The organism is Pseudoalteromonas sp. SWYJ118 (assembly GCF_015864505.1).
GTDB lineage: Bacteria > Pseudomonadota > Gammaproteobacteria > Enterobacterales > Alteromonadaceae > Pseudoalteromonas > Pseudoalteromonas arctica.
Window position 1 is genome coordinate 48,013 of sequence record NZ_JADYXC010000009.1, and the last position, 14,667, is coordinate 62,679.

Below are 14,667 nucleotides of genomic sequence, written 5' to 3' on the forward strand. Positions count from 1 at the left end.
CAATCATAACTATTGTTTTTAAACCCCCTTAATAGTAGTATTTATCATATAAATACACTTTTCGAGAAATAACATGAGAGTTTTAGTTACTGGCGGCATGGGTTACATAGGTAGCCACACATGTATTGCATTGCATGAAGCAGGTATTACGCCTGTTATTTATGATAACTTGTCTAATGCAAGTGCGCGGGTACTTGACCAACTCGAAAAGATTACAGGTACTCGGTTTGAGTTTATATTGGGTGACATTCAAGACGAGCAACAATTTAAACTCGCCCTAAAACATACTAAAGCCGAAGCTGTTTTTCACTTTGCGGCTTTAAAAGCCGTTGGCGAATCTACCGAGCAACCACTGCGTTATTATCAAAATAATGTGTCGGGCACATTAAGCATGCTACAAAACATGCAAGATGAAGGCGTTAACCATATTATATTTAGCTCATCGGCTACGGTGTACGGCGAGCCAGACTACCTCCCTATTGACGAAAAGCATCCTATACGCGCAACTAACCCTTATGGTTGGACTAAAGTTATGGTTGAACAAGCCATGCAAGATGTATGTAATGCCAACAGTCAATTTATGGGTATTGCGCTTCGTTACTTTAACCCAGTAGGTGCACACCCAAGTGGTTTATTAGGTGAAAGCCCTAATGGTATTCCTAATAACTTAATGCCATTTATTGCTCAAACTGCAGTAGGCAAACGCGACGTGGTTAATATTTTTGGTGACGACTACGACACCGAAGATGGCACAGGCGTGCGCGACTATATTCATGTTTTAGATTTAGCGAAAGGTCATGTTGCGGCATTTATGCAGCATAAAACAGATACCGCCTTCCATGCTTACAACCTAGGCACAGGGCAAGGTTATTCTGTGCTTGATATGATCAAAGCATTTAGCGCATCAGCCAATAAAGATATTCCTTATCAAATTGCACCGCGCCGAGCAGGTGATATTGCCTGTAACTACGCCGATGCCACAAAAGCGCAAAACACACTTAACTGGCACGCAGAACTAACACTTAGCGACATGACAAATGACACATGGCGCTGGCAAACTAATTACCCAAGTGGGTTGGAGAGTTAATATGGCTTTATTAGAAAGTACTCACAGACGTAAAAATCCGCTAACGGGTCGTTGGGTATTAGTGTCACCACATCGTAATAACCGCCCATGGTTAGGCGCAACAGAAGCCGTTAACGAAAACGTATTACCAAAACATGATGACAGCTGCCCACTTTGCCCAAGTAATACCCGTGCAAATGGCGACAGTAACCCTGATTACAAATACACACACGTATTTAGAAATGACTTTGGCGCATTAACGCCTAATGCCAGCGAGCAATTACAAAGCTTAGAATCAGACAGCGATTTATTTATTGCCGACGAAGCCAGTGGCGAATGCCGCGTAATTTGTTTTTCTCCAGAGCATAATAAAACACTACCAGAGCTTAGCCAAAACGCATTGCACGAAGTAGTAAAAGCCTGGAAACAAAATTACACAGAGCTTGCACAGCAGTACGAATGCGTACAAGTTTTTGAAAATAAAGGCGAGATCATGGGTTGTTCGCAACCTCATCCTCACGGCCAAGTATGGGCTCACTCGCATTTATCAACCGAAATAGAAGCCGAAGATAACCAGCAGCTTGCCTATTATAAAAAGCATGGCACAGCCATGCTTGCCGATTACGCGCAAAAAGAACAAGCAGATCAAACACGTGTTGTATTTGAAAACGAACATTGGCTTGTTGTTGTGCCATTTTGGGCTGCATGGCCGTTTGAAACAATGCTAGTAACTAAAGATAATATTCAAAACTTTAGCCAGCTAAACGATGTGCAAACCGACTCTTTGGCTCAGGCACTTAAAGTATTAACCACTAAGTACGACAACGTATTTAATTGCAGCTTCCCATACTCAATGGGATGGCACAATGCACCGGCTAATAGAGGCTCTGATGAGCAACATTGGCGTTTGCATGCACATTTTTATCCGCCGCTACTTCGCTCTGCTACTGTTAAAAAACACATGGTAGGCTACGAAATGCTAGGCGAAAGCCAACGCGATTTAAGCGCAGAAACCGCTGCTTCTATTTTAAAAGCAGCCAGTACAACACACTATAAAGATACAGCAGGACACACAGATGAAGCTTAACGAATTCCAACAACAATTTTTGTCACTGTATGGCGCGCCTGCTCAAGGTATTGCTGCAGCACCGGGGCGTGTAAACCTTATTGGCGAATTTACCGACTACAACGACGGTTTTGTTTTACCGTGTTCGTTAGAGTTTCGTACCCAAGTAATGTTTAAAGAGCGCGACGACAATATTATTACTGTGCATTCTTTAAATTACCCAGGCGAAAAAGACAGCTTTAGTGTTGATGAAGAAATCACTGAAGGCCAGTCGCAATGGGGTAACTACATTCGTGCTGTGACTTACGTTCTTAAAAGAGCGGGCTACACACTGCGCGGCGCCGACCTACTAATTGACAGTAACTTACCGCAAGGTAGTGGCTTGTCATCATCGGCCGCACTAGAAGTTGCTGTAGGCGGTATGTTTAACCATATTGCACAGCTTGGTTTACCGCCAGAGCAAATTGCGCTATTTGGCCAAGAAGCCGAAAATGACTTTATGCATTGCCAATGCGGCATTATGGATCAGCTTATTTCAGCTAAAGGAGAAAATGGGCATGCACTATTAATCGACTGTGAAAACCTAGCAACTAAATCAGTTAAAGTTCCTGATGATTTAAATATTGTTATTGTTAACTCTAACTACCCGCGTAAGTTGGTTGATAGCGAATACAACCAGCGCCGTATTGACTGCGAACAAGCTGCTGTAAAAATGGGTGTAGAAACACTTCGCCAAGCCACCATGGCTGGCCTGCAAGCAGTAAAAGCGACATTAAGCGAAAACGAATATAAACGTGCACACCACGTAATTAGCGAAAACGACCGTGTAATTGCAGCAACTACTGCACTACAAAATAATGATATGGATGCACTTCGTACGCTAATGGCTGCATCGCACCAATCACTTAAACACGACTTTGAAGTAACCGTACCTGCAACCGATGGCTTAGTAGAAATTTGTAAAGAAGCGATGGGCGAGCGTGGCGCAGTACGTATGACGGGTGGCGGCTTTGGTGGTGCTATTGTATGTTTGTGTCGCGATGCGGAAGTACCACTAATTAAAGCTGCGGTAGAAAAGCATTACTTTGAGCGTTTTAGCCTAAATGCTGATATTTACGTATGTTCAGCAGGTTCAGGATTACAAATTACGTCTTTTTAAATAAACTTAAGGAATAAGCATGGCAAAGGTTAATTGGGGAATTATTGGGTGTGGCAATATAGCTCACACCTTTGCTAAAAGCATTGCGCATTGTAGTGATGCACAGCTTATTGGCGCGGCTTCAACGAGTATGCAGCGCGCTAAAGAATTTGCCACACCGTACAATATTCAAGGCTACGAGAGCTATCAAGCACTTATTCAATGCCCAAACATTGACGCTATTTATATTGCCAATACGCACGATCAACACTTTAAAACAATAGCCCAATGCTTAACACACAATAAGCACGTGCTAAGCGAAAAACCAATTACCGTTAATGCTAAGCAATTGCAAAACCTCACTGAGCTTGCAAAACAACAAAACTGCTTTTTAATGGAAGGCGTTTGGATGCGGTTTTTACCAGCCATAGTAAAATTACAACAGCTCCTAAGTGAAGGTGTTATTGGTAATGTGCACAGTGTTAATGCCAACTTTAGTTTACCTGGCAGCTTTGCCGACACTCACCGATTAATGAACCCTGTAAAAGCCGGTGGCGCCCTGCTCGATTTAGGTATTTATCCTATTTCGATTGCTGATCTGGTATTTAATAAAGCCCCTGAACATATCAAATCCTTTGTACATAAAAGCACAACCGGCGTTGATGAGCGAAGCACTGCTATAGTTGATTACGGTAACGGGCAATTTGCATCTCTTGCCAGCGCACTGCAGCAAAATGGCCCAACAGAAGCATGTATTAATGGTGAGCTTGGCTATATTCGAATACCTCAGTTTGTAGGTGCAAAAACGCTAGAGCTACACATGAACGACCAAGACCCGCAATACTTTAAATACGACTTTAGTGACGATGAAAACTTTAAGTTTGAAATTGCACATGTCACGCAGTGTATATTACAAAAACAAACCCAAAGCAGCGTATTACCACTGGGTACTAGCTTAAGAATTATGAACATCATGGATACCTTACGAGCACAATGGCAGTTGCAATATAGCAATGCCGTCGAGTCGGCTGAACTGACTAATTAAAAAATAAAAATACACAACAAGGACACACAATGACACACACACTCAAGGCGCTTTCAAAAGCTATATTACTTGCTACGTGCAGTTTATCTGCCAGTGTAGCTGTTGCTGAATCTAATAAACCAGAGCAGCTATACCCGCCAATCACTAGCGAAGTACTCCCAGAACTTGCAGCTAAAGGTAACTACAATGTAGGTGTGCAAACACTTGATTTAGTTAACCCTGCGCAATTTGACCCCGCTACACAAGGCCAAAAAGATCGTCCTTTAAAAGTAGAGGTGTGGTATCCGGCTGCAAATACAGCAAAAGCGCCACTTAGCAGCTACACAGATGAAACTCGCTCAGGTAAAGAGTTTACTCTGCAAGCCGATGCAATGCGTGATGTCGCCATTAATAATAAAGAGCACTACCCTGTGATAGTGCTTTCGCACGGTTATACCGGTTACCGTACAATTATGTACTACCTTGGTGAGCATTTAGCGTCGCACGGTTACATTGTGGTAGCTATTGATCATACTGACTCAACCAATGCCGATGTTGATTTTAATAATGCGCCATTCTCTGGCTTTTTTAGCACGCTTATAAATCGCTCACGCGATCAGCAGTTTGTTATTAATTACTTTAATGAGCAAAACAACTTTGCAAGCAAGCAAGTAGATAGCAAAAGCGCAGGCGTAATTGGTTACTCAATGGGTGGCTATGGCGCTGTAAATACGATAGGTGGTTGTTACGCTTTTAATGAGCAAACAACGGCTATGTTTACGGGTATGAAAGACCCTGTTCAAATTGAAAAAGTACAGCAATTACTAAACAGCTGCGCTGGTGGGCAATACCAAAACCCAAAAGTAGACCCACGTATAAAAGCGATGGTGGCCTTTGCACCATGGGGCGGACAGCACGCTATATTTGATGCCAAAGCAATGGAAAATATTAAAGTACCTTCGCTTTATGTAGCCGGTAACTTAGATGACATTTCTGGCTATGAAGGTATTAAAAACCTTTATAACCAAACAGGCAGCAAAGATAAGTACATGCTTACTTACAAAAATGCACGCCATAATATAGCACCACACCCAGCCCCTGCTATTGCACAAAGCAGCAGTGAGCTAGATATAGGCCATTACTACGAGCCTTCGTGGTCTATGCGTACACTAAACGAAATCAACAAACACTTTGTACTTGCCATGATGGATTGCCACGTAAAAGGCATAGCCAGCGAGTGTAAATACTTAGATTTACCACAAAACGGCGACCAAGCTGTTGTTGATGGTAAACCGCTGCCACAGTGGCGCGGGTTTGATAATCGCTTTTCTACCGGTATGGATTGGCAACAAGCTAAACCTCACACCAAGTAATAATAAACTTTAAGCGGCTGTTTTAATCAATAGCCGCATACGCCCTTAAAATAATGCAAAAATAAAACGCCTTTTATATAAAAGAGTTACCAGAAAATATTAGCGTGTTTATTTTTTAATCTGCTATTTTAAGAAAAAACCATTGCCATTAACTTCGGTTAAAGGCAATCTAGTCATATATAAGATAAGATAAATAACACAAATATCATGTCCAAATACATACTCTCAATTGATCAAGGAACCACAAGCTCTCGGGCCATCTTGTTTACAAAAGATGCAGACGTTTTTGGTACAGCACAACAAGAATTTTCGCAGCATTTTCCACAAAATGGTTGGGTAGAACACGACCCTAACGATATTTGGCAAACAGTGCTTAGCACTAGTCGCGAAGTGTTAACTAAAAACGATGTAAAGCCTGAAGAAATTATTGCCATTGGTATCACCAACCAGCGCGAAACCACTTTAGTGTGGAACAAAAAAACAGGCAAAACAATTTATAACGCTATTGTATGGCAAGACCGTCGCACAAGTGACTATTGCGAAAGCCTAACAACTGATGAGCTTTGCCAAACGATAAGCGAAAAAACAGGCTTATTGCTCGACCCTTATTTTTCGGCCACTAAAATTCGTTGGATTTTAGATAACGTTGAAGGCGCACGCGAACAAGCCCTTGCAGGTGAGCTCGCCTTCGGTACGGTTGACACTTACCTACTTTGGCAGCTAACAGGCGGCAAAGAGCACCGCACCGATGCAACCAATGCATCGCGCACCATGTTATTTAATATTCATACCCAGCAGTGGGATCAAGAGCTTTTAGAGTTATTCGATATCCCAGAATCTATGCTGCCAGAGGTAATGGATTCAGCTGACGAGTTTGGTTCAACCAGCGCTGATATTTTTGGCGCGCCAATTCGCGTATGTGGTATTGCAGGCGATCAACAAGCTGCGCTTGTTGGCCACGCATGTTTTGAACAAGGCATGGCTAAAAGTACTTACGGTACTGGCTGTTTTTTAATGCTTAACACTGGCGAAAAAGCACTGACCTCAGAAAACCGCTTACTGACCACTGTTGCTTATAGATTAAACGGCAAGCCAACTTACGCCATTGAAGGCAGTATATTTATGGCTGGCGCAACTATGCAGTGGATTGTTGAAGGCTTAAAACTACTTAGCCATGCTGGCGAAAGTGAATCGATGGTTAAAGATGTACCGCTCGATCATGGTGTATTTTTAGTGCCTTCGTTTACGGGTTTAGGTGCTCCTTATTGGGACCCTAATGCACGTGGCGCTATTTTAGGGCTAACACGCGATTCGGGTATTAGCACCATAGTTGCCGCAGCGCTGCAATCAGTTGGTTACCAGACCAAAGATTTACAAAAAGCGATGGAGCGTGATGGTCTTCGCCCAAGTGTGCTTCGTGTAGATGGCGGTATGGTAAAAAATAATTGGGTTATGACCTTTTTATCAAACATTTTAGGCGCAACAGTTGAGCGCCCAACTGTGACCGAAACCACTTCTTTAGGCGTAGCATATTTAGCTGGCTTACAAACAGGTGTGTACGAGTCGACTGAGCAGTTATCTAAAATGTGGACATGCGACCGTCGCTTTGAGCCAACCATGAGTGCCGACGAGCGTAACGATCTATACGCAAAATGGCAGCACTGCGTAGCTCAAGTATGCTTAACGAATAAAAACTGCCCATAGTAAATACTAAGTGGTTAAGGCTAATACTTTAACCACTTTGCTTTTTTAACTTAGCTAAATGCTAGATTTAAAAAGCATGCTTTACTGCTTTAAATTGAAAATGGATTGGCGTCAAAATTAACGAATAAAAATCTGGGTTTTCTATTGTCAAATGAAAACAGCAGCTTTATGATGCTTATGTCTTATTTATATTACAAATAAAAAGGTTAGCTCGGTGGAATTAGCAGATAACGAATATGACTTACTAGTCATCGGTGGCGGTGTAAACGGCACTGGAATAGCAGCTGATGCAGCAGGCAGAGGATTAAAAGTACTCTTGTGCGAACAATCAGACCTTGCCTGTGCAACATCTTCAAACAGTTCTAAGCTGATCCACGGTGGTCTGCGCTACCTTGAGCATTACGAATTTAGATTAGTAAAAGAAGCCCTAGCAGAGCGAGAAGTGCTACTTAAAAACGCACCTCATATTATGTGGCCGCTAACCTTTAGATTGCCGCATCAAAAGCATTTACGCCCTGCGTGGATGATTCGCATTGGTTTGTTTATGTATGACAACCTAGCGAAACGCGAAACACTAGCGGGTTCTCGAAGCATTAAATTTGGCGAAAATAGTGTTTTAGAACCCTCTATTACCAAAGGGTTTGAATACTCTGATGGCTGGGTTGACGATTCTCGCTTAGTCGTTTTAAACGCCCTTGCAGCGCAGGAAAAAGGCGCCGTTATTACCACACAAACTAAGTGTGTAAATGCTAAACGTGAGCAAGGTAAATGGCAGGTAACGCTTGAGCAGCAAAAGAGCAAAGCTAAATACACCATTTCTGCCAAAGGCATTGTTAATGCTGCGGGTCCTTGGGTAGCTAAATTATTTGATGAAGCCCTAACAGAAAAATCACCACAAAATATTCGCCTTGTAAAAGGTAGCCACATTGTAGTGCCTCGCATTCACGATGAGAAACAAGCTTATATTTTACAAAATAAAGATCAGCGTATTGTGTTTGTTATTCCGTTTGAAGATGACTTCTCACTTATTGGCACAACCGATGTAGAACACAAAGGTGAAGCACAAGACGTTAAAATTAGTGATGAAGAAATTGATTACTTAATTGATATTACTAATACCTACTTTAAACAACCGATTAAACGCGAAGACATAGTACATACCTTTTCAGGCGTACGCCCATTACTTGATGACGAATCAGTTAATGCACAAGCCGTTACTCGCGATTATAAATTAGAGCTTTCGAGTGATGCTAAGCAAGCACCTCTATTGAGTGTGTTTGGTGGAAAAATTACAACTTATCGCAAACTTGCCGAAGCTGCGGTTAATAAGCTTGAAGACTTTTACCCACAAATGAGCAAAGCGTGGACCAAGCATAGCTCGCTCCCTGGTGGTGATTTTAGCTCTGTAGAAGCACTTAAATCAGAGCTAAAAGCAAAATATGAATGGCTACCTGAAATAACACTTAAACGCTTTGTACGCACTTATGGTACTCGTGCTAAAAATATATTAGGTAGTGCAACTGGGTTGAGTGATTTAGGCCAAGATTTTGGCCATGGTTTATTTGCAGCAGAAGTAGATTACTTGCTAAATGAAGAGTGGGCAGAAAACGCATACAATATTTTATGGCGCCGCAGCAAATTAGGACTACGTTTTAATGAAGCACAAGTTACGACACTTAATCACTACATTGATAACAAACAAGCTGCTAAAAGCGCTTAGCTATATTATATAGCTGCTTTTTACTGCAGCTATAATGATTTCCCGTAACCCCTTTATAATTTAACCGTTATAGAGGGGTTTATTTTTTTGACTCTAAATTAAATAAATAATTAAAGCCGCTTAGTGTGGCTGCTTTTATATCAAACTCAACACACTTCACACCAATTTGTTTAAGCGCTGTAGTAAAGCATTTATTTAGCTGCTTTGTACCAATTACCACAACTTGTGTATCACTCAATAATTGCCACTCGCTTGCATGTCGTGCAGCTCGTACATCGCTGCCAATTAACACGCCCGACAAATAAGCTTTGGCTTGTACTGGCGATAACTCTTTTGAAAGTTGACGGGTACGCACGCTAAAAATACCATGTGCTAAGTTACCGCTATCGCTGCCTAAAGTAAGCTCACAACCTTGTTCAAATGCCTTAAAGTCAAACTCACCTTCTGCGCAGTCATTAGCAATTAAAACACTTTGATGGCATAACAAATCGTACAACTCACCTGTCATGGCTGTTTTAAAGCAGATGATTTCGCCGTTGTTTATAAGCACCCATTTGGTATGTGTACCCGGCAAACAGAGTAATATTTTACCTTGTTGATACTGTGAATTTTGTTTTAAAAAGCCGAGTATTTGCAGCTCTTCACCACGCATTACATCAAATAAGCCATTTTGCAGCGTACATTTTGTGCCAGGGAATGCCTTAATAATATGCCCATCGCAATCAAAGCTAATAGCCGCATTAAGGAGTTCTTCGGGATTAATTGGGCATTCTAAATAAGGGGTTTTGTGCCAGCCAATACTTGAGGTAATTTGCCCTGCAATATATATAGGTAAACTGCCATATTGTTGCTTCCACACCGCAACCGTGTCTATTAAGGTTTGTTCAAAATTTTGATTCGCCTTAACCACACCCAGGCCATCACGCTGTGCTAATAATGTAAGTTTTGACTGTGCTTTCACTTCGCACAAATAAGCGCGTAAATGACTTGTGCCCCAGTCAACGGCAATAAAAAGAGATGAAGTAGCCAAACTTTACAGCCTCCCACCGTCAATTTTAATACTTTGCCCGGTAATCATACTGCTTTCGTCGGCGGCTAAAAAGAGTGCCAAATTAGCAACATCTTCAGGTGTTACTAACTTTTTAAGCGCCATGGCTTCCATCCACTTAACTTGCTCTTCTTCGGTAAACCAACTTGCTAGTTGACGGTCGGTGGCAACCCACCCTGGTAAAATAGCGTTAACGCGAATACCAAACTCGCCATAATCGCGTGCAAGTGCCTTAGTCATACCAATTAACCCTGCTTTTGCTGTTACATAACCGGCCATTTGTGGCTGGCCCATAATCGCGTTAATAGAGCTAAAGTTAATGATACTACCCGCCTCATCACCTTTCATAAAAGACATAGCAACTTGAGAAGCAAAAAAAGCAGGGTTTAAGTTTATTTGTAAGCACTGATCCCAGTCTTGCACTGTAACGTCTTCGCTTGCTTGGCGGCGGTCGTTCGCTACATTATTAACTAGTACATTAATGGCACCAAAAGCGGCGCATGCATCTACAAGTGATTGCTGAAGTGCATGCGAATCAGTTACATCTACTTGTCTGTACCATAGTTTTGCATCGGGTAAATCACTAATGAGCGATTGTGCAGCCTTATCATCAATATCAATAAACGCTACTTTTGCATTTTGGTTTACAAAGGATTTAACCATTGCTCTGCCAATGCCTGATGCACCACCGGTAATAAAAACAACTTTGCCAGAAATACTATGATATTGAGCTAGGGTGTCCAAATTAAACTCTCCAAACAACAACTTACAATAGTGTTTTGCTTATTAAAAACGCCAATAGACGTTATAAAGAACTAAAACGCTGTGCTAAAATAATTAGCCAATTAAAACTTTATATCATATCCTCAAGTACATTAATATGATATATGATATATAATAAAGCAATATATCAACTCGGAATCCTGCGCAATGAAAAGCCAACCTCGTCAAAATTTAACACAACAATTAACCCACGATTTGGGTTTTGCTATTGTGCGTGGTGTTTACCCTGTAAGCGAAGGCCTGCCTTCTGAAGCCGATTTATGTATAAAATACGATGTGAGTCGCAGTGCTACTCGCGAAGCCGTAAAAATGCTCTCTGCTAAAGGACTTATTTCATCTCGTCCTAAGCAAGGTATTCGCGTACTACCAGAAAGTAGCTGGAATATGTTTGACACCGACGTACTGCGTTGGATTTTAAGCAGTAAGCCATCTTTATCATTATTAAAAGAGTTTACTCAAGTACGTGTTGCGCTTGAGCCACAAGCAGCCGCGCTTGCAGCAGTAAATGCCACTGCTGAACAGCTCGCTGAAATTGATAACGCCTTAGCTCGTATGGCTGAAGCTGACGAAGGCTTAGACGACCCACTAGAAGCTGACATTGCTTTTCATACCAGCATATTAGTGGCCAGTAATAATCGCTTTTTTGTACAGTTAACTGAGTTTATTAGTACTGCGCTTAGAGTAAGTATTCGCTACACAAACCACATTAAAGGTGTACCGGGCGCAGACGTGGCTAAACATGCTGATATTTTAGAAACCATAAAGTCACGCGACCCTGAACGCGCAAAAAAAGCAGTAGAAACAATTTTAGAAGAAGCACTACAGTTAATTGAATCTAAATTAGTTTAATGCAACTTTAGCTAAGCATATTTTATAAATATTAAGTCCATCAAGTTTACTCTTTGCAGTACATTCGATGGACTTTTTTATTACCTATAAGGCTTAAATTATACCAATTCGCTTAATTAAGTGATCTATTTTGAGGATGAAAAAACGTGTTGATAGCTAGGCAAAAAATTCGCTATTCAGTTGTTCTAAATGAGAATTTTTTAACGCAGGTAGCGACACGTTTAGCCCCTAAAAATGATTAAGTATTATTGCGGATTGGTATTTCAGGCATTAAAAAATCCGATATCAGTCACCTGATATCGGATTTTTAATTATTTAAATCAGATTAATAACTCTGGTTATTAACTGAGATAAAACACCTTTTTAGGCTCGAATTATAATCCTAATTTCTTCTCAAGATAGTGGATGTTAGTACCACCATTTTTGAAGTTTTCATCTGCAAGAATTCTCTTATGCAAAGGAGTATTAGTTTTAATTCCGTCAATTACCAGCTCGTTAAGTGCATTGCGCGCGCGAGCAATAGCTACGTCACGGTTTTCACCGTAAGTAATTAACTTACCAATCATTGAATCGTAATGTGGTGGAACCGTGTAGTCAGCGTAAATATGGCTGTCCCAACGAATACCTAAACCACCAGCAGGATGGAAACGTGTAATTTTACCCGGTGAAGGAATAAACGTTTCAGGATCCTCAGCATTAATACGACACTCAATAGCATGACCACGAATAACAACGTCGTCTTGAGTGAATGATAAAGGCTGACCCGCTGCAATTTTTAATTGCTCTTTTACTAAATCGATACCAGTAACCATTTCAGTTACAGGGTGTTCAACCTGAATACGTGTATTCATTTCGATGAAGTAAAACTCGCCGTTTTCGTATAAAAACTCAAACGTACCCGCACCGCGGTATCCAATTTCGATACATGCACGTGTACAGCGCTCGCCAATGAATTTACGCGTTTCAGCAGTAATTCCTGGTGCAGGAGCTTCTTCAACTACTTTTTGGTGACGACGTTGCATAGAACAATCACGTTCACCTAAATGTACTGCATTACCTTGGCCGTCTGCTAATACTTGAACTTCGATGTGGCGTGGGTTTTCAAGGAATTTTTCCATGTAAACCATGCTATTACCAAAGAATTGCTTAGCTTCTTGCTGTGTTAATGCAATTGAATCAATAAGTTCAGATTCGCTGCGAACAACACGCATACCACGACCACCACCGCCACCAGCGGCTTTGATGATTACCGGGTAACCGATACGCTTAGCGATTTGCATGTTGCGTTCTTTATCATCTGATACCGGGCCGTCAGAGCCAGGAACACATGGAACGCCGGCTTTACGCATTGCTGCAATAGCAGACACTTTATCACCCATAAGGCGAATAGTGTCGCCACGAGGACCGATAAATACAAAACCACTTTGCTCAACTTGGTCGGCAAAATCAGCATTTTCTGCAAGGAAACCGTAACCAGGATGAATCGCTACAGCGTCAGTTATTTCAGCCGCAGCAATAATGCGCGGAATATCTAAATAACTTTCAGTTGCTGATGGTCTACCAATACAGATGGTTTCATCTGCAAGCAATACATGCTTAAGATCGCGATCTGCCGTTGAATGCACAGCAACCGTTTTGATCCCAAGCTCTTTGCAGGCGCGCAATATACGAAGTGCAATTTCACCTCGGTTTGCAATGACTACTTTATCTAACATTAGAGTTGGCCTTTTAGGTTACGCTATTATTCAATGATGAATAGAGGTTGATCAAATTCTATTGGCTCGCCATTTTCAGCTAAGATAGCTCTTACTGTACCGGCTTTATCTGATTCAATTTGGTTCATCATTTTCATAGCTTCGATAATACAAAGTGTATCGCCAACTTTAACTTGCTGACCAACTTCTACATATGCTGGAGCTTCAGGAGACGCAGCTGAGTAAAAAGAACCAACCATTGGTGATTTAACTTGATGACCCGTAGGCTCAGCTGGTGCTGCTGCTTCAACAGCTACAGGAGCCGCTGCAACTGGTGCTGCTGGCGCTGGTGCATATTGCTGTGGAGCAAATTGCGGGTAACCTGGGCCAGCGCTCATGTTGTTGCGGTTAATACGTACTGATTCTTCACCTTCAGTGATTTCTAGCTCAGCAATACCTGATTCTTCTACTAATTCGATAAGCTTCTTTATCTTGCGAATATCCATTACACGACCCGCCTGTTAGTTTGTGTGTTAATTTAAATTAAATTGCGCTTTGCAACCGGCTCACAGCGGCATTCAATGCTGCGTGATAACCCATTGCACCTAATCCACATATCACGCCTTGTGCCACATCAGAAAAATACGAATGATGACGAAAGGCTTCACGTGCGTGCACATTACTTAAGTGCACCTCAAAAAACGGAATATCAACACTCAACAGTGCATCACGTAATGCGACGCTAGTATGCGTAAATGCAGCTGGGTTGATAATTATGTAATCAACCGCTTGCCAAGCATCGTGAATTCGTTCGATGAGTGCTTGCTCACTATTACTTTGAAAATGCGTTAACTCAACATCTAGACTATTAGCAGCACTGGTTAGCTCCTCCATAATCTCACTCAGCGTCTGAAAACCGTATTTATCCGGTTCACGTTTACCAAGCATGTTTAAATTTGGACCATTTATAACTAAAAGGTTAAATTTTGCAGCCATAATACGCGATATATCCTATAAGTAATGAGTTAAGCGGTTACTAACTAGTTTTTCACTTTTAAGTAAGCAGAAAAAGCAATGTAGCAACAATTTCTCACGTTAACCAACTATTATAGTGATTTCGACGTAAATAGCAGCAAAATACTGGTCTTATCAGTGTCGTGGGTACAAATATAAGAAGAATTAAGAAGGTGCCACTTAGTCAA

At 41.5% G+C, this 14,667-nt stretch carries 13 protein-coding genes; 8 read left to right on the plus strand and 5 right to left on the minus strand.

Features of this window, described 5'->3' with window-relative positions; all coding sequences use genetic code 11:
- Positions 1–73 precede the first annotated feature (73 nt).
- The 7 genes from galE (at position 74) to glpD (ending at position 9,091) form a co-directional block, all read left to right on the plus strand.
- Complete coding sequence (galE, locus tag I6F48_RS10545; protein ID WP_165728293.1) at positions 74–1,087, plus strand: UDP-glucose 4-epimerase GalE; 1,014 nt, start codon at positions 74–76, stop codon at positions 1,085–1,087.
- 1 nt (position 1,088) lies between these two features.
- A complete protein-coding gene (locus I6F48_RS10550) occupies positions 1,089–2,153 on the plus strand; it encodes a UDP-glucose--hexose-1-phosphate uridylyltransferase (RefSeq protein ID WP_197119371.1) in 1,065 nt (354 codons plus the stop codon).
- Entirely contained in the window at positions 2,143–3,291 is a 1,149-nt protein-coding gene (galK, locus tag I6F48_RS10555) for a galactokinase (RefSeq protein ID WP_197119372.1), read from the plus strand. The genes I6F48_RS10550 and galK overlap by 11 nt, the downstream gene beginning before the upstream one ends.
- Before the next feature lie 19 nt (positions 3,292–3,310).
- A complete protein-coding gene (locus I6F48_RS10560) occupies positions 3,311–4,315 on the plus strand; it encodes a Gfo/Idh/MocA family protein (protein ID WP_197119373.1) in 1,005 nt (334 codons plus the stop codon).
- Between the two features lie 29 nt (positions 4,316–4,344).
- Positions 4,345–5,667 carry an alpha/beta hydrolase family protein gene (locus I6F48_RS10565; RefSeq protein WP_197119374.1) on the plus strand — a complete coding sequence of 441 codons (1,323 nt, stop codon included), beginning with the start codon at positions 4,345–4,347 and terminating at the stop codon, positions 5,665–5,667.
- A gap of 207 nt (positions 5,668–5,874) precedes the next feature.
- Positions 5,875–7,371: a glycerol kinase GlpK gene (gene glpK / locus I6F48_RS10570; protein ID WP_032826852.1), complete on the plus strand. Its 1,497-nt coding sequence runs from the start codon at positions 5,875–5,877 to the stop codon at positions 7,369–7,371.
- Between the two features lie 214 nt (positions 7,372–7,585).
- A complete protein-coding gene (gene glpD, locus I6F48_RS10575) occupies positions 7,586–9,091 on the plus strand; it encodes a glycerol-3-phosphate dehydrogenase (RefSeq protein WP_197119375.1) in 1,506 nt (501 codons plus the stop codon).
- Between the two features lie 79 nt (positions 9,092–9,170).
- Here the strand turns inward: glpD and I6F48_RS10580 are convergent, their stop codons facing one another.
- Together I6F48_RS10580 and I6F48_RS10585 are read right to left on the minus strand one after the other, a co-directional pair.
- On the minus strand, positions 9,171–10,121 hold the full coding sequence (locus tag I6F48_RS10580; protein ID WP_197119376.1) for a 2-dehydro-3-deoxygalactonokinase: 951 nt from the start codon (positions 10,119–10,121) through the stop codon (positions 9,171–9,173).
- A gap of 3 nt (positions 10,122–10,124) precedes the next feature.
- The gene (locus tag I6F48_RS10585) at positions 10,125–10,883 is read right to left on the minus strand and encodes an SDR family NAD(P)-dependent oxidoreductase (RefSeq protein WP_166378329.1); all 759 of its coding nucleotides are present in this window, start codon (positions 10,881–10,883) and stop codon (positions 10,125–10,127) included.
- A gap of 186 nt (positions 10,884–11,069) precedes the next feature.
- Here I6F48_RS10585 and I6F48_RS10590 point away from each other — a divergent pair, with 186 nt between their 5' ends.
- Entirely contained in the window at positions 11,070–11,771 is a 702-nt protein-coding gene (locus tag I6F48_RS10590; RefSeq protein ID WP_165728301.1) for a FadR/GntR family transcriptional regulator, read from the plus strand.
- Positions 11,772–12,145: 374 nt separating this feature from the next.
- Here the strand turns inward: I6F48_RS10590 and accC are convergent, their stop codons facing one another.
- The 3 genes from accC to aroQ are packed head-to-tail and all read right to left on the minus strand — an operon-like array spanning position 12,146 to position 14,461.
- Complete coding sequence (accC, locus tag I6F48_RS10595; protein ID WP_165728302.1) at positions 12,146–13,486, minus strand: acetyl-CoA carboxylase biotin carboxylase subunit; 1,341 nt, start codon at positions 13,484–13,486, stop codon at positions 12,146–12,148.
- 26 nt (positions 13,487–13,512) lie between these two features.
- A complete protein-coding gene (accB, locus tag I6F48_RS10600; protein ID WP_007580042.1) occupies positions 13,513–13,971 on the minus strand; it encodes an acetyl-CoA carboxylase biotin carboxyl carrier protein in 459 nt (152 codons plus the stop codon).
- Between the two features lie 37 nt (positions 13,972–14,008).
- Entirely contained in the window at positions 14,009–14,461 is a 453-nt protein-coding gene (gene aroQ, locus I6F48_RS10605) for a type II 3-dehydroquinate dehydratase (RefSeq protein ID WP_007580040.1), read from the minus strand.
- Positions 14,462–14,667 lie beyond the last annotated feature (206 nt).